This is a genomic window from Flavobacterium sp. 11, from assembly GCF_002754315.1.
Classification (GTDB): Bacteria; Bacteroidota; Bacteroidia; order Flavobacteriales; family Flavobacteriaceae; genus Flavobacterium; species Flavobacterium algoritolerans.
Genome location: NZ_PEFE01000001.1, coordinates 346,346 through 368,659, shown reverse-complemented (window position 1 = coordinate 368,659; position 22,314 = coordinate 346,346). Strand labels below are relative to the sequence as shown.

Sequence of the window (22,314 nt, the reverse complement as noted above, 5' to 3'; positions counted from 1 at the left end):
TGAAATGAAAAAAATAGGAACTACAGTTCTTTTATTGGTTTTTTTTATTGGGTTTTCCCAACAAAAAACAGTTGACCAAAAAGTGAATGCTTTGCTTAAGCAAATGACACTCGAAGAGAAAATTGGACAACTTAATCAATATACGGGAAACAATCAAGCGACTGGACCTATAACCATAAATCCAAATAAGGAAACCGAAATTAAAAAAGGTTTAATTGGATCGATGTTGAATATTTTAGGAACTAAATATACGCGACAGTATCAAGAATTAGCGATGCAATCTCGATTAAAAATCCCATTGTTGTTTGGTCAGGATGTGGTGCATGGATACAAGACTACATTTCCACTTCCTTTAGCAGAAGCTGCAAGTTGGGATTTAGAAGCGATGGAACTTTCAGCAAGAATTGCTGCTGTAGAAGCATCGGCAAGTGGAATTCACTGGACATTTGCGCCCATGGTTGATATTTCTCGTGATCCGCGTTGGGGACGAGTAATGGAAGGTGCTGGAGAAGATACTTATTTAGGTTCGAGAATTGCTTACACCAGAGTCAAAGGTTTTCAGGGTAATTTAGGTGATGTCAATTCGGTAATGGCTTGCGTGAAACATTTTGCAGCCTATGGAGCAGCTGTTGGCGGGAGAGATTATAACTCAGTAGATATGAGCGAAAGAATGCTTTGGGAAACGTATTTGCCTCCTTTTAAAGCAGCGCTAGATGCAGGAGCCGCAACATTTATGAATTCGTTTAATGATATTAACGGAATTCCAGCTACAGCAAATAAATACCTGCAAAGAGACATTCTTAAAGGAAAATGGAACTTTCAAGGTTTTGTAGTTTCTGATTGGGGTTCGATAGGAGAAATGGTCAATCACGGATATTCAAAAGACAATAAAGAAGCCGCGTTACAAGCCATAACTGCAGGAAGTGATATGGATATGGAAAGCAATGCGTATCGATACCATTTAGCGGAGTTGGTTAAAGAAAATAAAGTGCCAATTGCCTTGATTGATGATGCCGTAAAAAGAATTTTACGCAAAAAATTTGAATTAGGACTTTTTGATAATCCTTATAAATACTCGAATCCGGAGAGAGAGCAAGCTGCATTGAACAATCCGGAGCACAGAAAAGCAGCAAGGGATATTGCGGCAAAAAGTATCGTGTTATTGAAGAATGAGAAAAACATTTTACCACTTTCCAAAGACACAAAAACAATTGCTTTTATTGGACCTTTGGTTAAAGAGCACAAACAAAATATGGGTTTTTGGGCTGTAGAATTGCCAGAACTAGATTATGACAAACAAGTGGTTTCGCAATGGGAAGGTTTTCAAAATAAAGTAAGTAGTTCAACTAAATTGCTTTACGCCAAAGGGTGTGAAATTGAAGGGGATAACAAAGATGGTTTTGCGGAAGCAATTGCTGTTGCCAATCAAGCCGATGTTGTGATTTTGAGTATTGGTGAAAGAGCAGATATGAGTGGCGAAGCTAAAAGTCGCAGTAATATTCATTTGCCTGGAGTTCAGGAAGAACTGGTAAAAGCGATTCAAGCAACCGGGAAACCTGTCGTGGTTTTGATTAATGCGGGAAGACCGCTTGTTTTTAATTGGACTGCAGATAATGTCCCAGCAATTGCTTACACCTGGTGGTTAGGAAGCGAAGCAGGTAATGCTATTGCTGATGTTTTGTTTGGCGATTACAATCCTTCGGGAAAATTGCCAATGTCTTTTCCAAGAGAAGAAGGACAAATTCCTATTTATTACAATCATTTTAATACAGGAAGACCAGCTCCTAATGAAACGGCTTCCAATTATGTTTCTGCGTATACTGATTTAAAAAATAGTCCTAGATTTCCTTTTGGCTTTGGATTGAGTTATACCACTTTCGAATATTCAGATTTGAAATTATCCAAAAATAAAATTAAAAATACTGAAAAAATCGAGGTTTCATTAAACGTGAAAAATTCTGGAAAAGTAGCTGGTGAAGAAGTAGTTCAGTTGTATTTGAGAGACAAAGTAGGATCAGTTGTCAGACCAATAATTGAACTGAAAGATTTTCAAAAGATAAAACTGAATGCGGGTGAAACAAAAACCATCAAATTTATCATTGACAAAGAAAAGTTATCTTTTTACAATACTGCACTACAATGGATTGCTGAGCCGGGAGATTTTGATTTGATGATTGGTTCTTCTTCTTCAGATATTCGTTTAAAAACGACTTTTGAATTAGTGAAATAAAAAAAACTCAATCGACAGTATTTCTAAGAATACTGTCGATTGAGTTCTAAAATAAAAAAAAGTATTGACTCTACATCTATTGCCTAACGAACTTGTAGTTATGGTATTTAATTAGGGAAATAGACTTGATGAGAGGGAATTTAATTTAGATGTGCTCTATAGACGATATCCAATTAAATTCTTTTTCAATACTTTTTTAACAACAATTAATAACAATTTTTAATTTTGGTTGACAGCTTTCAAAATACCATCCAGATTTTCTTCTGTGAATTTTCCTCCTGATAATAAAAGAAATTTATTGATTGGCATATCGGCTAACATTGCCTCTAAAAATGAAGCTGCTTTTTTCTCATCTTCCGTTTCTGGTTTTTTATTGGCACCAGTGAAACTTTGAACCAGTTGTTCGTATATCGCTTGACTGTTTGGAGATTTTTTGAATTCCTTAAATAATGATTCACGTGTCAGCACTATTTTTGCAGCTTTTGTAGATTCAATAGTGATGGTTTGTTTTAAAGGCAAATCACGAGAGGAACTTCCAATAAGGATGTCAAATTTCCCTGATTTTATAGCCCAATCATGAGATTTTGAATTGAAATAAGCAAAGTCACGTGAAGTCAATTGAAATGTAACTGTTTTTTCTTCTCCGGCTAGCAATGCTACTTTTTCAAAGTGTTTCAGTTCGTTTTCGGGTCTTGATACTTCGCTTTCTTGTTCATGAACATAAAGTTGAACAACTTCTTTACCTGCAATTTTACCTGTATTTTTTACTTTTACTGATATGGTGATTGCATCAGAATCTTTAGCTGCTGTAGTATTGGCTTTAATATCAGAATACGAAAAAGAGGTATAACTCAAACCATAACCAAAAGGAAAGTTAGGTTCGATTTTCTTTTTGTCATAATAACGGTATCCAATAAAAATTCCTTCACCATAATTTGCATTTCCGTCTTTTGAAGGGAAATCCATTGCAGTTGGAGTATCTTCCAAGCGTGTAGGAAAGGTTTCAGATAATTTTCCGGAAGGGTTTACTTTTCCAGTCAACACGTCAGCAATTGCACCACCACCGGCTTGACCACCAAGATACGCTTCGACAATTGCAGCAACATCGTTTTTCCATGGCATAGAAACAGCAGCGCCATTCATCAATACCACTACAATGTTTTTGTTAACTTTTGCTACTTCTGAAATCAATTTGTTGTGACCTGCAGGCAAGTCCATGTTGTTTCTGTCAAAACCTTCTGATTCATAACTGTCCGGTAAACCAGCAAAAACAATCACTAATTCTGAATTTTTTGCATTTTGAACTGCTTCAGCAATTTTAGCATCATCTGTTTCTCCAGCAGTATTATACCCTGTTGAAAAGGAAAATTGAGTTCCTTTTGCCATTTTTTGTAATTCATTCAGTGCATTTACAATTTGTGTAGGTCTCACTTGTGAGCTTCCTGCTCCTTGATAACGAGGATTTTTCGCAAAATCACCAACAATAGCTATCTTTTTTAAAGCTGATTTTAGTGGTAAAATCGCATTGTCGTTTTTCAATAGAACAATGCATTCGCCACTTACTTGTCTGGCTAATTCATTGTGTTTTACTTTGTCCACAACGATTCCTTTTTTGTGGCTGTCTTTTGCTTTTAGAGTAATGGCAAGTAAATCAGTTACAATTTCATCCAATCTGGCTTCCGCCAAAGTTCCTTTTTTTACAGCTTCAACAATTTTTTTATCATTAAAACCTCCGCTTGCAGGCATTTCTAAATGCAATCCGGCACCAACTCCTAGAGCTCTTTCGTTTACTGCGCCCCAATCAGAAACTACAAAGCCTTGTAAGCCCCATTTTTCTTTTAGCATTTGATTCAATAAATAGGAGTTTTCAGATGCGTATGTTCCATTAAGTTTATTGTATGAACACATTACCGTCCAAGGTTGTGCTTCTTTTACGGCCATTTCAAAGGCTGGAAAATATATTTCGTTCAAGGTACGTTCGTCAACATTAGAACTATTAGACATACGTTCAGCTTCCTGACTGTTTGCTGCAAAGTGTTTCATGGAAGTTCCCACACCTTGACTTTGAACTCCATTTATAAAACCGATAGCGATTTTTCCGGCTAGAACTGGATCTTCAGAAAAATACTCAAAGTTTCTTCCACCAAGAGGGGAACGCTTCATATTTACTCCTGGGCCTAATAATATTTGAACATCGTTAGCTTGAGATTCGATTCCTAAAGCTTCTCCCATTTTTTGTGCCAAAGCAGGATTCCATGAGGAAGCAAGTGCAGATGCGGTTGGGAAACATGTAGAAGGAACGCTGTTGGTAAAGTCAAAACCTTCCGCTTTACGTAAACCATGTGGCCCGTCAGTCATAAAAATAGAAGGAATTCCTAGTCTGGTTATGGCTTTTGTGGACCAAGCTGTTTCACCGGAACACAAAGAAGCTTTTTCTTCTAAGGTCATTTGAGAAACTAATTTTTTTGCCTTAGCGCGATAATCTACTGCTTGGGCATACGATTGTGAAGACAATACAAGTCCAATAAGTAGTAAAATGATTTTTTTCATAGTCTTTAATTTGGTTGTTTTTTGGTAACTATTTTAAATAATAATCTTATGTGTTATTTTGACGCAATGTACATCTTTTTTTGATTCACAATGCATTCACTATAAAATTTCACAATTTTTTTTGTAAATGATTTTTTTTTACTATTTTTTTGTGCAAATATGTTTTCTTGTTGATTGGATTTGTTTCTTTGCCGAAATATTTTTTTGGTTTAAACCAAAAAGTAATAATGATGAATTTTCAAAATTGGGCGCACTTTTATTTTCTTAAAAAAAATAAACTAAATTGCGTCTTTCAAAGGGTATATTAATTACTAGAATAAATCACATGTTAAAAACCATTTTAGATAACAAGGAAGAATATCAGCCGGGTTTATCAATAGATTGTGTGATTTTCGGATTTCATGACAATCAACTCAAAGTGTTATTGATAAAAACAAAGTACAGCGATAAATGGGCTTTGCCTGGCGGTTTTGTACCTGTAAATGAAGATATTGATGAGGCTGCTGTAACTGTGTTACATGGCAGAACAGGATTGAAAGGAATTTTTCTGAGGCAGTTTTCTACCTTCGGAGCAGCTAGAAGGTGTAGTGTTGATGTTAGTAATGCTGTTCTGGATTTTTACGGAATCCCTTTAGACGAAGGAAAATGGTATGCTAGTCGTTTTGTAACGGTTGGGTATTATGCCTTAGTCGATTTTTTACAAACGGTTCCGCAGCCTGAAGGCAAAAATGAAATTGTGGAGTGGATTGACCATAATTCGGTACCGGAATTGATTTTGGATCACAGACAAATTCTGGACACAGCATTGGAAACCCTTCGCATGGAGTTGAATTTGATGCCGGTAGGATATAATTTACTTCCCGAAAAATTTACTATTCCGGAATTACAAAAATTATATGAAACCATATTGGGCCGAAAACTCGACCGTAGAAATTTTCTGCGAAAGATAATGGCAATCGGAATCTTGACAAAGTTGGACGAGAAGAAGAGTAATGTAGCGCACAAAGCTCCAAATTTATATAGTTTCGATAAAGAAAAATATGAAGAAGTCGTTAAGAACGGATTGACGCAGGGTTGGTAATCTGAAGAAATAAACATAAAAAACTCCATTAGAAATAATGGAGTTTTTTGTGTATTGCTATTTTTTTTGTTGAGGTTATCTAATCTTTTTATATGACCTCCAACTTTTGAACTTGATCCTATTACAGGAGGGGGAAATATTTGACATAAAAAAACTCCATTATTTCTAATGGAGTTTCTTGTGGGCGATGAGGGGTTCGAACCCCCGACCACTTCCGATAGAATCGGAATGCTCTGAAGCAGCAAAACTAATCTTTTTTTGAAATTAGTTTCTGAATTTTAATCCTGCTTTTCCAAGATTTGATTTGTAATTCTCTTTGTTGAGCTAATTCTTTTGTTTCGTGTTTTTCGATATAAACAACTTTCCAATCATTTACGTTGCCGGTAAAACCTTTGCTTTTTTGATTGTGTCGAATAATACGTTCTTCTAAATTAGAAGTGAAACCAATATAATATCTATTTTTAATTCCGCTAAAAAGGATGTAGGTAATGTGTTCCATAAACTATTAGACATAAAAAAAACTCCATTATTTCTAATGGAGTTTTTTGTGGGCGATGAGGGGTTCGAACCCCCGACCACTTCCGATAGAATCGGAATGCTCTGAACCAGCTGAACTAATCTTTTTTTGAAATTAGTTCCTGAATTTTAATCCTGCTTTTCCAAGATTTGATTTGTAATTCTCTTTGTTGAGCTAATTCTTTTGTTTCGTGTTTTTCGATATAAACAACTTTCCAATCATTTACGTTGCCGGTAAAACCTTTGCTTTTTTGATTGTGTCGAATAATACGTTCTTCTAAATTAGAAGTGAAACCAATATAATATCTATTTTTAATTCCGCTAAAAAGGATGTAGGTAATGTGTTCCATAAACTATTAGACATAAAAAAAACTCCATTATTTCTAATGGAGTTTTTTGTGGAGTATCAGGGATTGGAATCGAACACTTAATACCAATTTTGACATTTTTTGAAAGTATAAAATGATATTCTAAATTTTAGAATTTAAAAAAATTACGTTCCAAAGATTTATATCTTTTGTGTATTTTTAAACTAGTGTCAAAAAAATAAACAAAAGTTAAAAAAAAGCAAAGCCACTGTCTTCCACTGGCTTTGTTTGTCTTTCTGTGGAGTCGATGGGGCTACAATGGAACACCTTATACCGATCTTAACTTTTTTTGATTGCTTGAAATTATGAGTTAGTTTATTGTTTTGCAGTTATTTGATTTTTTTTAATGATTCATCTTTAATTTTAAAATATTTAGCTAAGTGTTTATAACGTTTTTTAATAATTCCAAGTTTTTTAAAGGTAAAAAATTGTAGCCAAAAGAGATGTTAGAATTTTACAGTTAAGCACTTTAGGGATTAAAGTAATAGAAAAAATCGCATAATTAAACTTACCTTTTAATGTTAATATTTTAGGAGGGTATAGTTTTATCTAAGTATGATTCTTAGTATGTAACTTATTTCCCAATTGAGTTTTGACTACTATTTTCAGAAATTGTAGATCCTGATATAAGCGTTCTAAATACCTGTTTAGTAATCGATTTTATTTTTTTACGAACCGTTTTTATATTCTCCTTTATTTGCCCAATATATTTTCGTTTTATAATATAATATTGTATTGCTATTTTTCCCTTATTTCATTCTAATCAGAATATCTAATTATGCTTTAAATAGCAAATAATTTAATATGCTAAGACGCAATTTTTAGATTGTAAATTGTTATTATACTATCAATTCTAAAAATATTAAAAAGTTATTTTTACTTTATTTTAATTTAATTTTTTTTGAATGATACTAAAAAATTTTTTGTTACTTTTTTTTCTATACTTTGGTTTATCTTGCTCTGCCCAAATAGATGATATAAACGATACTTTTCATTATGCTGGAAGAGTAGAGTTACAAGAGAATAACAAAGTATTATTAATAGCTTCAGCTTCCTCAGTTTCTTTTGATTTTGAAGGAAGTACTTGTGTTATAAACTTGCAAAGTGTCGATACTTATGAACATCATAATTTTGTTTCATTAGAATTAGATGGTGAATATATAGGAAGAGTTCTAATTAAAAAAGGGGTAGCTCAAAAAATTCCTGTAACTATTACAAACAAAAATAAAAAACACCGTTTAACCATATATAAAGCTACTGAAGCGGCAAATGGAGCCGTATTATTCATTGGAACTACCGCTAAATTAATAGAAAGTGTAGTGCCAAAGAAAAAGAAAATTGAATTTATAGGTGATTCTATTACTTGTGGTTTTGGTAATGATACTGCCGAAATTCTATGTGGGAATGGCGAATGGTATGATCAACATAATGGGTATTGGGCATACGGAGCTATAGCATCACGTAGTTTAGATGTTGATTATGTATTGAGTGCTGTATCTGGATTTGGGATGTATCGCAACTGGAATGATGAGCATAAAGAAGAAGCTATTATTCCTGATGTTTATGAAAATTTATATTTAAATAAAGACAATTCTAAACCATACAATTTTGTTTTTCAGCCGGATTTAGTGAGCATTTGTTTGGGAACAAATGACCTTTCTGATGGAGATGGAAAAAAAGAAAGATTGCCTTTTAATGAAGAAAAATACGTGTCAAATTATATTGCTTTTATCAAAACGGTATACAAACATGCACCTAAAACTAGAATTGTTCTATTGAACAGTCCTATGGTTTCTGGAGATAGAAATGTAGTTTTAGTACGTTGTTTGAAAAAAGTAATTGAGGCTTTTGATCATGACAAACAACATAAAACGATTGCTTTATTTGAATTTAAATCGATGAAACCAAACGGTTGTGGCTCTCATCCTGATATTGCCGACGACAAAATAATGGCTGACCAATTAATTCCTTACTTTAAAAAATTACTTGATGAAAAATAATCTTCTTGCCTTAACTCTTATACTAATGTTGTCAAATACTGTTTTCCCAAATGTTACGCTTCCAAATGTGTTTTCAGATAATATGGTGTTACAGCGCAATACCGAAGTTACCATTTGGGGTTGGGCAAATCCACAGGAAGAGGTAGTAGTCACGCCAAGTTGGAATCATCAAGAATATAAATTTAAAGCCAACAATCAAGCCAAATGGGAAATTAAAATTCCAACTCCAAAAGAAGGAGGGCCTTACATTGTCATTGTAAAAGGCTATAACGAAATCATATTAAAAAACATCCTAATTGGCGAAGTATGGATTTGCTCTGGACAATCGAATATGGAAATGTCAGCAAGTTGGGGGATAGAAAATGGGGAAGAGGCGGTAAAAAATGCCACTAATCCCAATATCCGTTTTTTTTCTATACCTAAATTAACAGCTACATCACCACAAAATAATGTGCCAGGAAGTTGGACCGAAAGTACTCCAGAAACCATTAGAAATTTTAGTGCTGCTGGTTATTTTTTTGCAAAGCGATTACAAGAAGAATTAAAAAATGTTCCAATTGGTTTGATATCATCCAATTGGGGAGGAACGCCAGCAGAGATTTGGATGCCGGAAGAAGTCATTCAAAATGATGCGGTTTTACTAGCAAGCGCCAAAACAAGAAAAGAAGAAACCTATGGTCCCAACCAACCAGGACGCGCTTTTAATGCGATGATTTATCCTTTGGTAGGATTTAAAATTGCAGGTGTAATTTGGTATCAAGGGGAATCAAATGTTGGATCTGCAGTTTATGATAAAACTTTTTCGGCTTTAATTTCTTCTTGGAGAAAATTATGGAATTACGAGTTTCCTTTTTATTATGTACAAATTGCTCCTTATCAATATGGTGATGATCATTTTGGCGGAGTCGAAGTTAGAAATGCACAGCGTAAAGTGTTGCAAGAAATTCCTAATACCGGAATGGTATTGACTAGTGATATTTCACCAATTGATGACATACATCCTAAAGATAAGAAAACAGTAGGAACTAGATTGGCTAATTTGGCTTTGGTGAAAACATATAAAACTAACACGGATTTGGTAAACGGACCGCTTTATAAAAATATTAAAATAGAAAAAAATACAGTAATTGTTGCTTTTGATTATACTGAGGGATTGCATTTTTTAAATAAGAAATCAAATCAATTTGAAATTGCAGGTGCTGATAATGTCTTTTATGTTGCAGACGCAAGTATAAAAAACAATGCTGTTTTATTGACCTCTAAAAAAGTTCCAAATCCATTAAAAGTTCGTTTTTCATGGAAGAACACAGCACAATCTGATTTATTCAATAAAGCAAATTTGCCTGCATCGTCTTTTATAACAGAATAGTAATAGGAAATTATGACTGCGTGAGGGATTCCTTAACTATATTCTATTTTTGAAGAGGAGTTCAGTGATTATAGTTGTAGGCTATATCCTCGTAACGGAGTGAAGAGATAAAGCCGTGTAGCCCGGTCCGAAGTTTTTAAGAAGAGTCACGCCAATAAAAAAACCAAACCAAACTAAAATAAATTATGAACGCAAAAAAATTAATTACAACAGGGATTTTTACCCTGATTACCATTGGAACTATGAATGCACAGAATAAATCTTATTTAGATAAAACAAAACCTACTGAAGAACGTATCGATTTGTTGGTGAGACAAATGACGCTGGAGGAGAAAGTAGGACAAATGAATCAATACAACGGTTTTTGGGAAGTGACTGGACCGGCTCCCACTGGAGGAAATGCCGAATTGAAATACAAGCACTTGCGTGCTGGATTAGTAGGATCCATGTTATCTGTTCGTGGAGTGAAGGAGGTAAAAGCGGTACAAAAAATTGCTGTTGAAGAAACACGTTTAGGGATTCCATTAATCATTGGATTTGACGTAATTCACGGCTATAAAACGTTAAGTCCAATTCCGCTCGCTGAAGCAGCGAGTTGGGATTTGGAAGCAATTAAAAAATCAGCTCAAGTGGCTGCAGCCGAAGCTTCGGCAGTGGGGATTAACTGGACTTTTGGACCTAATGTTGATGTATCACATGATGCACGTTGGGGTCGAGTAATGGAAGGAGCAGGTGAAGATGCCTATTTAGGAAGTAAAATAGCGACTGCTAGGGTTACCGGTTTTCAAGGTGATTCTAAAGCTGATTTGCTAAAAGTAAATACCATCGCGGCTTGCGCCAAACACTTTGCTGCTTATGGTTTTGCCGAAGCAGGGAAGGAATATAATACTGTGGATATTAGTAATTCTAGATTGTATAATGAAGTATTGCCTCCGTTTTATGCAGCTAAGGAAGCGGGTGTTCGTACGTTTATGAACTCGTTTAATATCTTAAACGGGGTTCCCGCTACAGGAAATGCTTTTTTGCAAAGAGATATTTTAAAAGGAAAATGGAACTTTGACGGATTTGTGGTTTCAGACTGGGCTTCGGTTCGTGAAATGATTAACCATGGTTATGCAAAAGATGGTGTAGATGCCACACAAAAAGCCGTAACAGCTGGTTCAGATATGGATATGGAATCCTCTATGTATGTAGCTGAATTGGCAAAATTAGTTCAAGAAGGAAAAGTAAAAGAATCATTAGTTGATGATGCCGTTCGTAGAATTTTAAGAGTGAAATTTGAATTGGGATTATTTGATGATCCTTACAGATATTGTGACGAGAAACGGGAAAAAGCTACAATTGGGAACAAAGCCAATAATGACGGAGTATTGGACATGGCCAAAAAATCGATCGTGTTATTGAAGAATGAGTCTAATTTACTTCCGCTAAAAAAATCAGGACAAAAAATTGCTTTAATTGGTGCTTTGGCAAATGATAAAAACAGTCCGTTAGGAAGCTGGAGAATAGCTTCTGATGATAATACTGCAGTTTCGGTATTAGAAGGAATGCAACAATATAAAGGGAATCAGTTGACTTTTGAAAAAGGAGCTGATTTGACTATCGGTAAAACTGCATTTATCGAAGAATTGGTTTTTAATACTACTGATAGAAGCGGTTTTGATGCTGCTAAAAAAGCAGCAGCTAGTGCTGATGTTGTAGTGATGGTATTAGGAGAACATGGATTTCAATCAGGGGAGGGACGTAGTAGAACAAATCTTGATTTACCAGGTTTGCAACAAGAATTATTAGAAGAAATATATAAAGTAAATCCAAATATTGTTTTGGTTTTAAACAATGGAAGACCCTTAGCATTGCCTTGGGCAGCAGCGCATATCCCTTCTATTGTTGAAGCATGGCATTTAGGAACTCAAACAGGAAATGCGGTAGCTCAAGTTTTATATGGGGATTATAATCCAAGTGGTAAATTACCAATGTCATTCCCTAGAAATGTAGGCCAAGTACCAATTTACTACAACAATTACAGTACAGGAAGACCAACTAATGGAGAAGGAAATGTGTTTTGGTCTCACTATACGGATGTTGAGAAAACGCCACAATTTCCTTTTGGTTTTGGATTAAGTTATACGACTTTTGAGTACAAAAACTTAAAATTAGATAAAACTGCTATTGCTTTAGGAGAAGCGGTAAAAGTATCTGTAGATGTTACTAATACAGGAAATTATGATGGTAAAGAGGTCGTTCAATTATATATTCATGATGAGGTAGCAAGTTTAGCTCGTCCGGTAAAAGAACTGAAAGGTTTTGAATTAGTTGATTTGAAAAAAGGGGAAACTAAAACAATAACGTTAACATTAACAGACAAAGAATTAGGTTTCTTTGATAATGATGGTAATTACCTTGTAGAGCATGGGACTTTTAAAATCATGGTAGGAGGAAGCTCAGACAAAGGTTTAGAAAGCAGTTTTGAGATAAAATAATTTTTATAGAATACAATATTTAAACCCGACAGCTTAAGAAACAGGTCGGGTTTATTTGTGTTATATACTTATGAATGCGAATTTTACGAATTAGAAAATTGAAATCAAATTTTTTAAATTAATGCAATGGAATACAATAGATGCGGAAAAAGTGGTTTATTATTACCACAAATTTCTTTAGGATTATGGCATAACTTCGGTTCAGTAGATAATTTTGAAAACGGAGAAAATATTGTCAAAGAAGCTTTTGATAAAGGAATAACACATTTTGATTTAGCCAACAATTACGGACCAATACCAGGTTCTGCAGAGACTAATTTTGGTAACATTTTAAAAAATAATTTCCAAGGCAATTTGCGTGATGAATTGGTGATTGCTACAAAGGCAGGCTATAAAATGTGGGAAGGTCCTTATGGAGAATGGGGATCAAGAAAATACTTAATAACGAGTTTAAATCAAAGTTTAAAGAGAATGAACCTCGATTATGTAGATATCTTTTATTCACATCGTTATGACTCAAATACGCCTTTAGAAGAGACTATGATGGCATTAGACTATGCAGTACGAAGCGGAAAAGCGTTGTATGCAGGAATTTCTAATTATCCAGCAGAACAAACGAATCAAGCTACTGAAATTTTGCAACAACTAGGGACACCTTGTTTAATTCATCAAGAAAAATACTCCATGTTTGTGCGTACCTGTGAGGAAGGTTTACTGGACGTTTTAGAAGATAAAGGAGTAGGATGTATTGCTTTTTCGCCATTGGCACAAGGACTACTTACCGATAAATATTTAAAAGGAATTCCAGAAAATTCTCGTGCTTTTAATCCTAATGGTCATTTACAATTAGAAGAAGTATCTGATGAGAAAGTGGTCAAAATAGTGGCCTTGAATAAAATTGCAAAAAACAGAAATCAATCTTTGGCACAAATGGCTCTGGCTTGGTTGTTAAAAGATAACCGTATCACTTCGGTCCTAATTGGAGCGAGTTCAGTAGGGCAGTTAAACAATAATATTGATAGTTTGCAAAACCTTGATTTTACTCTAGATGAGTTGAATGAAATTGAGCAAATTTTAAAATAAACAAACGCTATTCCGTAGTTACTAAATTTAAGATTAAAAACTAAGGCTCCATTTTTTAGAATTGGAGCCTTTTTTTAATTTTAGGGTAAATTGATTTAAAACGATACCTAATTTTGAGGTATTGTCTAATCAACTGTATCAGTTTAAAATTAGTCTTTAAAAAAGTGTATTTCGGTAATTTACTTAAATTTAAATTAGAGTTAGTTTTAAAAATAATGGATTGGTTTTTAAATATTTTTTTCTTTTTTCACCTCGTACGGAGCTGAGTTAAATAGGTTGTCGATTTAGGGGCGGTGATTACTTCTTTGGTTCCCCATCACTCATTTATAAATTGAGTAAAAATAAAACAAATAAAAGCCAAAAAAGTTGTGTTTTTTTACTGTGTTACAGGCTTGTTATTTTGAGTAATATGCTTGTCTGATTGAAAATTCTAGATAAAAAAGTAATATCCGCAGGGGTGATCTTATCTGAGAATCAATTGATAAAAAAGTATCATCATATTTAGGTTAATAAGCTTAATTTTCAGAATTCAAATAAATATTTTTAATTATGAATAAAAAAGTATTTTATAATACTCTATGTACAGTATCCTTTTTATTGGTAGGAAATTTTGTTTCCGGTCAGATCGACAAAGATGCAACTAAAGAAACCAAAGCCTTATACAAAAACCTGAAGGATATCTCTAAAAGGAGCATACTGTTTGCACATCAACATGCTACTGAATATGGACATGGTTGGAGTGGTGATGCCAATCGCTCAGATGTAAAATCGGTTACTGGATCATTTCCTGCAATGGTTGGTATCGATTTTAGCGGATTATCTGGGAGATCAGAAGCAGATATCGAAAAAACTAAAGAAGGCTTAAAAAAAAATGTTGTAGATACTTACAATAGAGGCGGGGTAACTACAGCTGCATGGCATTTTTCAAATCCAGCTTCTAAAGATGGGTTTTATTGGAAAGAGGGGGTATCTTTAGCTTCAATGCCATTGATCAAGCCTGGAGGTTCAAAACACGAAGAGTATAAAAAAATTTTAAAGACAATTGCAGATTTTGCTAATTCTGTAAAAGGGAGTAACGGCAAATTGGCTCCTATAATCTTTAGGCCTTATCATGAATTTGACGGAGAATGGTTTTGGTGGGGAAAACCGTATGCCTCTCGTGAAGATTTTATCGCCGTCTGGCAGTTCACAGTTTCTTACTTAAGAGATACTTTAAAGGTTCATAATTTTATATATGCATTTTCACCCGATAACAAATTTAATACGGAAGAGGAGTTTTTAGAGCGTTTTCCCGGTAATGATTATGTGGATATGGTAGGTATGGATAATTATGGTGACTTTGGAAGAGATGGGAATTATAATATTGAAAGAGCTATCAAGAAACTTAAAATAGTTTCAGACTACGGTATTAAGAGTAATAAATTAGCAGCGTTAACAGAAACTGGATTAGAATCGATTCCAAATCCAATATGGTGGACAGAAACTTTGCTAAAAGTATTGAAATCTGAAAACATGCAATTGTCATATGTGTTAGTTTGGAGAAATGATACACAAAGTCCAACACATTATTATGCACCATTTCCTGGGCAAAATAGTGTTCCTGATTTCTTGAAATTTTATAATGACCCCTTTACTATTTTTGAAAAAGATTTAAAGAAAATATACAAGCGTAAATTTTTAGGGATATTCTAATTTTTCAAAATATACTGTCCAGAGCTGAAAGAGCGATAGTGGATTAATAAAAAGTATAATTTTTTAAACAGTAGTAAACCAATGTTAACTACTGTTTTTTTGTGTTATAAGTTCTTATTTTGATTTGCTCATAAAATTAACCCGTTGGTCGTAATTCGAAAATATTTCTTTTTACTAATAATTTTGGAGAAAGAATTTTTGTTGCAAAAGTAAATTTATAACTACGTCCGGAACAAGAATGAATTCATGAACTGGAGAAAAAGGCTCAAAAATGCCGAGTTAGAGCGAGATATATTGAAAAAAGTAATAGGTGTTTTTGCCAATAGCGGTCGATGATTAGTAGTTTCATTAAAAACAGGAAATGCTAAAAAATAAAAAGGACAACATTAAAGCCTATGTTTTTTATGTTATGAATTTAAAGTAGTGGACTATGTTTCTATTTAAGTTTCAAATTATATTTTTTCACCAATTCCAATGTTAATTTGTCTGTCGAGAAAACAGTATTCAAACCTTGTGGTTCCTGCGGTGGATCAGTAGTAAAAGGGTCACCAATATTCCATTTCCCGGAAGTATTAACAGCTTTTCCTTCGCCGCCAAAACCCCAAAAATTAACACCGCGCAACGCCTCATTATTGCTGCGACTTAAAATCAATTTTTCAAAGAAAGCTTTGTAAAATGCGTTTCTATCCAATACCGAGGAATTTGGTAGTAGGCTTTCATAGGCTCTTGGTAATCCAAATTCTTCAATAACAATGGGGCGACCTAATTTTTTGGCTACATCGACATGCTCGTTTATGTATGCTGTAGCTTTTTGAATCGCAATTTGCAAAGTAGTTTTTGCGTCTTCAGCGTTGAACCAACCCCAGTTTTTTGGCCAGATATGCATAGTTAAATAATCAATCTTCGGATTCATGTGCGTGCGTTCATAGGTAGCCAAATCATCATTTGATCCCGCTTTACCTTCAGAACCTGTTGAAATCAAATGATTGGAATCTAAACTATCAATCAAATCAACAGTTTTGTTCAGCCAAGCCGTAAATTTTTTTTCGTTTTCGATACTAAGAACGCGGGGTTCATTGCCTATTTGCCATGCCATAATCGCATTGTCTTCAGTATATTTCTTGTTTGTATAGGCATTAGTTCGGCCCAAAATATATTTTATATGATTTTCAAAAGCCACCATACAAGGCTCACAACTGTGGTACTGTTTTACATAATCCATGAATTGAGGCCAAGAGTTGGGTTTAATGTTTGGATTCGGAATTTTTCCGAAGCCGTTCCATTCTAAATATTGCGACATACCGCCTGACCATTCCCAGTTGTTGTTGAGGTATAAAACCGCATACATATTGCGTTTTCCCATTTCGGCAATCAAGAAATCCAAACCATCCAGCAAATCGGCATTGTATTTTCCCTGCTCGTATTGTAAGGCTGGACTAACCGTGTAATCATAGGTTCCACCATCAGCGCCCACTAAGATTCTTAAATTGTCAATACCATTTTTCTTCATTAAATCTAGTTCCCGAAGCAGTCTTTTTCGGTCGCCTACTTTTTTAGATGCCAATAAACCACCATACCAATAATTGGTGCCAACATACGAATACAATTTGTCACCTTTGTAAAATTGCGTTCCTTTTACAGTTATTGCAGGCTGTTGTTTTTGTGCTTGGCAACTAATATTGGTCAAACAAAAAATTCCAAAAAATATTTTTAATACTAATTTCTTCATAATTAATTTATTTCAGGAGCTTTTTCCTGCTATTCGTTACAATCTTTTTTTGGTTGTAAAACCTCAAAAAAAGGATTTTCATGGCTATTATGGCTTCGTTATTTGTTATTATTAAAAAGTTAGACTTTGACTTTTGGTTTTAATTAGGTAGAACATACATTTTAGGCAATGTATTCACTAATACCGACTTTGGTTTACTGGTAAAACTTGTGAAGTCAGGTGCATTAGTAACAGAAGGAGTTGGTACATAATAACCATCTCGAGTATTGTTCCAAAACATTACAAAACTAATCTCGATATTATTTGCAGTTAGAGCATTGTATAAATAATTAGAGAACCATCCAGATATAGGAGTATTTGTAGTTGTTACTTGGTAACCAGTTTCGGTCAATGCGGCAATTTTCACCTTGCTTTTAGCTAAATCGGAGACCATCTTCAATTTTGTATTGGCTCTGTCTGAACCGGCTTGTCCTTGATTGTTAAAATCACCATAATTATCCATACCTAAAACATCAACAAACGCATCGCCTGGGTAGCGACTCAAATAATTAGTTGATGTTGAGTATGTATTGTCAGGAGAAAATGCATACAATACATTGTGAAGACCTTTGCTGTTTTTAAGATAATTAACAGTAAACTGAAAACCGGTTTTGTATTCCTCGGGTGAGCAATAATCAGCACCCCACCAAAACCAATTTCCGTCAAACTCATGAAAAGGTCTAAAGATGATAGGGATTAACTCACCATTGCTTCCTTTTAAATTAGAAATTACCGATGCTATTTTATCGAGTTTTAACTTATACCAATCATGCTTTGAGCCTCCAGGCAAAATACTTTTGAAAGCAGTAGCTTTTTCGGCTGCACTCATGTCATTAGCATAGAAACTGTCTTCTTTGTTTGGCTCTCTCAAATGCCAGCAGAAAACATTAATCATACCTTTTGCGTAAGCTTGTTTGGCATCATCCGTAATCTTTTTTTCTTGTTGGTAAAACCAGTTGTCGTTTTGACCCGTATTATTTTTATCGGTAATAAACATGAAGTCAGAACCTAATAGTGCAGGATCATTTCCGGTTGTTTTTTTGATGTCGGACAGTGATGATGAACCATTGTTGTAAAAAGCATTGAATGCATCTTGTTGTCCAATGGCAAATTTAGTTTTAGCAAGTTTCTTTAGATTGTAAAATAAAGCAACCGTTTCTGCTGTAGCACTAGCATCAACCATATGTGTTTTTACATTCACGGTAGTTAAAGCATCTGTATCAGAAACTGGTGTAGTGACTGGTGGCGATACAATAGTATCAGGAGTATCAAGACCTGAAGAGCAACCTGAAATAAAGAATGTATAGCAAAGTACTGTTATTAAAAGATATAATTTATTCATTTTTAATTGATTTAATGCGGTTAATGATTTCTATACAAGCACGACCATTGTGATACGGGCATTTCCAGAAACCAGCTTTGTCTTTTTTTATTACTGAATAATCAGCATTAATCCCCAATACCATTCTCCATTAAGGGTATCAAGAATATATGTTTTAACAAAATCCCAATTTTTTAATACAATATCTAAATAGGATGTATCACTTGTTAATTGATAAGCATTAAAAAAACCTATCATCAGTTCTGCTTGTGGCCACCAGTGTTTTTCGGCAATTAATTGATTGCTTTCTGGGTCTAATTCATACCATAAACCGCCATCTACATCAATTCCTTCTTTTGTACTGTTAGTGAGTTGAATAGCGTGTATTTTGTAACGTGCAATCAATGTAGCGTCTTCTGAAATCTCGGCACATTGTAATAGGAGCCAGGCAGCTTCAATATCATGGCCATAAGAAATTACGTCGGGTTTTTCTATCCAGTTTTCATCAAAAAATAGCTTTAAATGCCCCGTTTCTTCGTTTATAAAATGAGTGTCGATAACCTGTAATATTTCGATGATATCTTTTTGTAAGGTCACATCTTTCCATACTTTATACAAATTTGCATAGGCTTCCACTATATGCAAATGTGTATTCATTGTTTTCTTTTCATTAGCGTCTTTGTCACTTAAACGTAAATCGTCAATGTTTTTCCAGTTTTGGGAGAAGGCTTCAAGATATCCTTTGTTAATTGAATCAAAACTGTACTTTTGGATCTTCTTGTACAAATCAATGGCTACTTCTAGTGCTTTCTCCTCTTTGGAAACAGCATAATATTCTGTCATACCATAGATAACAAATGCTATTGCATAGATTTGGTTTTTGGTGTCTTTTGGAGTTCCATCGGAATGAAGACTCCAAAAAATTCCGCCAAATTCAATATCATAAAAATGTGATAATATATAATCAAAAGCTCTTTTTGCAATTATTTTATGTTCTTCGTTTTTGGTTATTTTAAAAGCTGATGAAAACGTCCATAGGATTCGTGCATTTAAAACAGAGCCTTTTTCGGCTTCGATATTAATAATTTCATTATTATCAATTTGACCAATGAAACCTCCATTTTTGGTGTCCATAGTAAACTTCGACCAATACCAAAGGATAGAATTGAGTTCAATAGTAAGTTCTGACTGTAATTGTTTTATAGGTGACGACACGTTTATGAAATTGCTTTGTTTTTATCTACTAGTCGAATAATAGTATTCACAGAACCAGCTGATGTAAAGGTATCTTCGGGAGTGTTTATGACATAATCAATCAATTTTTCAACGGATGAAACGGCAACATGCATTCTAGTATCTGAAGAGGCATAATAGATATATACAGTTCCGTCGCTGTCTTCAATCCAACCATTAGAAAACACTACATTTGAGACATCGCCAATTCTTTCTATTTCTTCAGGAGCCATAAAATGTCCTGCAGGTTTATAGATTACTTTTGAAATATCATTTAAATCTGTCATGAACATATATAGTGTATAACGCAATCCTGCAGCAGTATTTCTTACGCCATGTGCTAAATGCAACCAACCCTTTTCTGTTTTTATGGGAGCTGGTCCTAAACCATTTTTAAGTTCATAAACAGTATGGTATTGTTTTCCGTAGATGATGGCTTCGTTTTGTACAATTGGATTTGTCATATCGTCAACATAACCTAATCCTACACCACCACCGTTTCCTATGTCAATAAAACCGTCTTGTGGACGAGTGTATAAAGCATACTTCCCATTGACAAACTCAGGATGTAAAACTACATTTCGTTGTTGACCTGTATTTGAAATTAGATCTGGTAATCTTTCAAAATTAATTAAATCTTTGGTGCGAACAATTCCTGCGTTTGCAATAGCGGAACTAGTATCTCCAGCGGGGGCTTTGGGATCTTTTCTCTCAGTACAAAAAATGCCGTAAATCCAACCATCTTCATGGTTGACCAAACGCATATCGTACACATTAGTATCTGGTTCCTCTGTTTGTGGTAAAACACATGGCTTCTCCCAGAATTTAAAATTATCTAATCCGTTTGGACTTTCGGCGATTGCAATAAAAGATTTTCGATCGAAACCTTCTACGCGAACGGCAAGAATAAATTTATTATTCCATTTCATAGCACCAGAATTGAACGCAGCATTAATGCCAATTCGTTCTAGTAATAAAGGATTTGTATTCGCATTTAAATCATATCGCCATTCAATAGGAGTATGGCTTGCTGTAATGATGGGATTTTTATAACGAACGAATATACCGTTGCCAACAGATGACTGAGATTCGTTTTTTTGCTCAATAAGCTGCTGAAATTCATTTTCAATTTCAGTTTTTCTTTTTTGGAAACGGGTAATTACTGTTTTTGTATTCATAGTTGAAAGTTCTAGAATAAAGTATTAATTAGTTAAATTTCTTTTGCTGTTAAGTTCTTGTTCAATAATCTGTAATTTTTTTTCTGTTAGTGGGTAAAACACAATAAATAGTACTGAAATCACAGCGGCTAACGCTGGAAGTATACTAAGCATGAGTTGGATACCGTTTTGTGTAACCGCAGTTTGTTCAATATTTGCTTGGAATCCGTAGTATGCAAGTAGCCATCCAGTCGCAGCGCCTCCGATCGTCCATCCAAATTTTTGAGACATCGAAGAAGCTGAAAATACAAGTCCTGTAGCACGTCTTCCTTGTTTCCATTCGGAATAATCAGCACTATCGGCATACATTGACCATATCAAAGGAAAGATGCAGCCCGCGCAAATACTTATTAATACCTGGAAAATCATAATTAGTAAAACTTCTTCTTTTCCAAAAAAGTAAAAAATCATACTCAAAATCGCAGCCAAAGACATTGATCCCAAAAAGGTGTTCTTTTTACCAATTCTATTAGCAATTGGCGTTGCTGCAATTACTCCAATTATATTTGCTGCTTGTCCCAAAACCAAGTAAAGAGAAGTTGGTGTCATCGCAAAGGTTTCTCCAAAGAGATTAAAGCTATAATTTAGCGTATTGCTGACATAGTATTTAAAATAATAAACTGCTGCACCATCGCGGATTGAATTAAAGATTAATGCCCCAATTCCTGCACCAAGAAGGATCCACCAAGGTTTATTTTTCCAAAGATCTTTAAGGTCTTCTTTTAAGTCAGTTTTTTCATCTGAAATTGGTTGGACTCTTTCTTTGGTTAAAAAAAAGCAACCCCAGAAAAAGAAAGTAGTGATAATTCCAAAGATTATAATGGTATACAACCAACCTTTTTCTGAATTCATGTTCCCTCCAAAATAATTCACCAAAGGTTCGATGAGCCATAACGCTAATAAACTTCCTGCGAAAGCAAAAACCATTCTATAGGATGAGAGAGTAGTCCGTTCTTTTCTATCGGATGAAAGTACTCCAAGTAATGAGGCGTATGGTACATTTATGATGGAATAAACCATCATCATTAGTGAATAGGTGATGTAGGCGTAGATTATTTTCCCTTTTTCATCAAAATCAGGTGTATAAAAAGTTAAAACTCCGATTACTGCAAAAGGGATTGCAGTCCATAAAAGATAGGGTCTGAATTTTCCCCAGCGCGTTTTTGTACGGTCAGCAATTATTCCTACTAGTGGATCAAAACAAGAATCCCATATTCTAGTAATTAGAAACATAGTTCCTACAACTGCTGGTGCCAAACCAAAAACATCAGTGTAAAAAAACATGAGATACATACTGAATATTTTCCAGAACATGGAGGAAGCAGCATCTCCTAAGCCATAACCAACTTTTTCTTTTATACTTATTTTATTGTGCATTTTTTATGGTTTATAGGTCTAGTTTTAAT

The 22,314-nt window shown here is 34.4% G+C and carries 15 protein-coding genes and 2 tRNA genes; 7 read left to right on the top strand and 10 right to left on the bottom strand.

Going from position 1 to position 22,314, the window contains the following annotated elements:
* Nucleotides 1–4: 4 nt before the first annotated feature.
* Nucleotides 5–2,230: a beta-glucosidase BglX gene (gene bglX / locus CLV00_RS01695; protein WP_099713528.1), complete on the top strand. Its 2,226-nt coding sequence runs from the start codon at nt 5–7 to the stop codon at nt 2,228–2,230.
* A 219-nt stretch (nt 2,231–2,449) separates the two neighbouring features.
* Here the strand turns inward: bglX (CLV00_RS01695) and CLV00_RS01690 are convergent, their stop codons facing one another.
* On the bottom strand, nt 2,450–4,780 hold the full coding sequence (locus tag CLV00_RS01690) for a glycoside hydrolase family 3 C-terminal domain-containing protein (RefSeq protein WP_199074746.1): 2,331 nt from the start codon (nt 4,778–4,780) through the stop codon (nt 2,450–2,452).
* 325 nt (nt 4,781–5,105) lie between these two features.
* Between CLV00_RS01690 and CLV00_RS01685 the strand changes: the two genes are divergently transcribed.
* Nucleotides 5,106–5,861 carry an NUDIX domain-containing protein gene (locus CLV00_RS01685; protein WP_099713527.1) on the top strand — a complete coding sequence of 252 codons (756 nt, stop codon included), beginning with the start codon at nt 5,106–5,108 and terminating at the stop codon, nt 5,859–5,861.
* Nucleotides 5,862–6,042: 181 nt separating this feature from the next.
* Here CLV00_RS01685 and CLV00_RS16360 read toward each other — a convergent pair.
* From CLV00_RS16360 to CLV00_RS01670, 4 genes are all read right to left on the bottom strand, one after another.
* A tRNA-Arg gene (locus tag CLV00_RS16360) sits at nt 6,043–6,114 on the bottom strand.
* Nucleotides 6,109–6,360 carry a GIY-YIG nuclease family protein gene (locus tag CLV00_RS01680; RefSeq protein WP_099713526.1) on the bottom strand — a complete coding sequence of 84 codons (252 nt, stop codon included), beginning with the start codon at nt 6,358–6,360 and terminating at the stop codon, nt 6,109–6,111. The genes CLV00_RS16360 and CLV00_RS01680 overlap by 6 nt, the downstream gene beginning before the upstream one ends.
* A 49-nt stretch (nt 6,361–6,409) precedes the next feature.
* Nucleotides 6,410–6,481, bottom strand: a tRNA-Arg gene (locus CLV00_RS01675).
* Nucleotides 6,476–6,727, bottom strand: coding sequence for a GIY-YIG nuclease family protein (locus tag CLV00_RS01670; protein ID WP_099713525.1), 252 nt, complete (start codon nt 6,725–6,727; stop codon nt 6,476–6,478). Before CLV00_RS01670 ends, CLV00_RS01675 begins: the two co-directional genes overlap by 6 nt.
* Nucleotides 6,728–7,650: 923 nt before the next feature.
* Here CLV00_RS01670 and CLV00_RS01665 point away from each other — a divergent pair.
* From CLV00_RS01665 to CLV00_RS01645, 5 genes are all read left to right on the top strand, one after another.
* Entirely contained in the window at nt 7,651–8,745 is a 1,095-nt protein-coding gene (locus CLV00_RS01665; protein WP_099713524.1) for an SGNH/GDSL hydrolase family protein, read from the top strand.
* Nucleotides 8,735–10,114, top strand: a complete 1,380-nt coding sequence (locus tag CLV00_RS01660) for a sialate O-acetylesterase (RefSeq protein WP_099713523.1) — start codon at nt 8,735–8,737, stop codon at nt 10,112–10,114. The genes CLV00_RS01665 and CLV00_RS01660 overlap by 11 nt, the downstream gene beginning before the upstream one ends.
* Before the next feature lie 185 nt (nt 10,115–10,299).
* Nucleotides 10,300–12,594 (top strand): beta-glucosidase BglX, encoded by a 2,295-nt coding sequence (gene bglX / locus CLV00_RS01655; protein WP_099713522.1) that lies wholly within the window; start codon nt 10,300–10,302, stop codon nt 12,592–12,594.
* A 126-nt stretch (nt 12,595–12,720) separates the two neighbouring features.
* Entirely contained in the window at nt 12,721–13,677 is a 957-nt protein-coding gene (locus tag CLV00_RS01650) for an aldo/keto reductase (protein WP_099713521.1), read from the top strand.
* A gap of 549 nt (nt 13,678–14,226) precedes the next feature.
* Nucleotides 14,227–15,369, top strand: coding sequence for a glycoside hydrolase family 26 protein (locus CLV00_RS01645; RefSeq protein ID WP_099713520.1), 1,143 nt, complete (start codon nt 14,227–14,229; stop codon nt 15,367–15,369).
* 436 nt (nt 15,370–15,805) lie between these two features.
* On the opposite strand, the gene CLV00_RS01640 is transcribed toward CLV00_RS01645, so the two are convergent.
* The 5 genes from CLV00_RS01640 to CLV00_RS01620 form a co-directional block, all read right to left on the bottom strand.
* Entirely contained in the window at nt 15,806–17,098 is a 1,293-nt protein-coding gene (locus tag CLV00_RS01640; protein ID WP_099713519.1) for a cellulase family glycosylhydrolase, read from the bottom strand.
* Nucleotides 17,099–17,237: 139 nt separating this feature from the next.
* The gene (locus tag CLV00_RS01635; RefSeq protein ID WP_099713518.1) at nt 17,238–18,479 is read right to left on the bottom strand and encodes a glycoside hydrolase family 26 protein; all 1,242 of its coding nucleotides are present in this window, start codon (nt 18,477–18,479) and stop codon (nt 17,238–17,240) included.
* Between the two features lie 90 nt (nt 18,480–18,569).
* Nucleotides 18,570–19,673: an AGE family epimerase/isomerase gene (locus tag CLV00_RS01630; RefSeq protein ID WP_233206840.1), complete on the bottom strand. Its 1,104-nt coding sequence runs from the start codon at nt 19,671–19,673 to the stop codon at nt 18,570–18,572.
* Between the two features lie 2 nt (nt 19,674–19,675).
* Nucleotides 19,676–20,869: a glycosidase gene (locus tag CLV00_RS01625; RefSeq protein ID WP_099713517.1), complete on the bottom strand. Its 1,194-nt coding sequence runs from the start codon at nt 20,867–20,869 to the stop codon at nt 19,676–19,678.
* A gap of 24 nt (nt 20,870–20,893) precedes the next feature.
* Complete coding sequence (locus CLV00_RS01620; protein WP_099713516.1) at nt 20,894–22,285, bottom strand: MFS transporter; 1,392 nt, start codon at nt 22,283–22,285, stop codon at nt 20,894–20,896.
* Between the last annotated feature and the right edge of the window lie 29 nt (nt 22,286–22,314).

Excerpts from the sequence above, each read along its gene's own strand:
- CLV00_RS01680 (WP_099713526.1), bottom strand. The coding sequence starts at position 6,360 with ATGGAACACATTACCTACATCCTTTTTAGCGGAATTAAAAATAGATAT.
- bglX (WP_099713522.1), top strand. The coding sequence starts at position 10,300 with ATGAACGCAAAAAAATTAATTACAACAGGGATTTTTACCCTGATTACC.
- CLV00_RS01650 (WP_099713521.1), top strand. The coding sequence starts at position 12,721 with ATGGAATACAATAGATGCGGAAAAAGTGGTTTATTATTACCACAAATT.
- CLV00_RS01620 (WP_099713516.1), bottom strand. The coding sequence starts at position 22,285 with ATGCACAATAAAATAAGTATAAAAGAAAAAGTTGGTTATGGCTTAGGA.
- CLV00_RS01670 (WP_099713525.1), bottom strand. The coding sequence starts at position 6,727 with ATGGAACACATTACCTACATCCTTTTTAGCGGAATTAAAAATAGATAT.
- bglX (WP_099713528.1), top strand. The coding sequence starts at position 5 with ATGAAAAAAATAGGAACTACAGTTCTTTTATTGGTTTTTTTTATTGGG.
- CLV00_RS01625 (WP_099713517.1), bottom strand. The coding sequence starts at position 20,869 with ATGAATACAAAAACAGTAATTACCCGTTTCCAAAAAAGAAAAACTGAA.
- CLV00_RS01660 (WP_099713523.1), top strand. The coding sequence starts at position 8,735 with ATGAAAAATAATCTTCTTGCCTTAACTCTTATACTAATGTTGTCAAAT.
- CLV00_RS01635 (WP_099713518.1), bottom strand. The coding sequence starts at position 18,479 with ATGAATAAATTATATCTTTTAATAACAGTACTTTGCTATACATTCTTT.
- CLV00_RS01685 (WP_099713527.1), top strand. The coding sequence starts at position 5,106 with ATGTTAAAAACCATTTTAGATAACAAGGAAGAATATCAGCCGGGTTTA.
- CLV00_RS01640 (WP_099713519.1), bottom strand. The coding sequence starts at position 17,098 with ATGAAGAAATTAGTATTAAAAATATTTTTTGGAATTTTTTGTTTGACC.
- CLV00_RS01690 (WP_199074746.1), bottom strand. The coding sequence starts at position 4,780 with ATGAAAAAAATCATTTTACTACTTATTGGACTTGTATTGTCTTCACAA.
- CLV00_RS01645 (WP_099713520.1), top strand. The coding sequence starts at position 14,227 with ATGAATAAAAAAGTATTTTATAATACTCTATGTACAGTATCCTTTTTA.
- CLV00_RS01665 (WP_099713524.1), top strand. The coding sequence starts at position 7,651 with ATGATACTAAAAAATTTTTTGTTACTTTTTTTTCTATACTTTGGTTTA.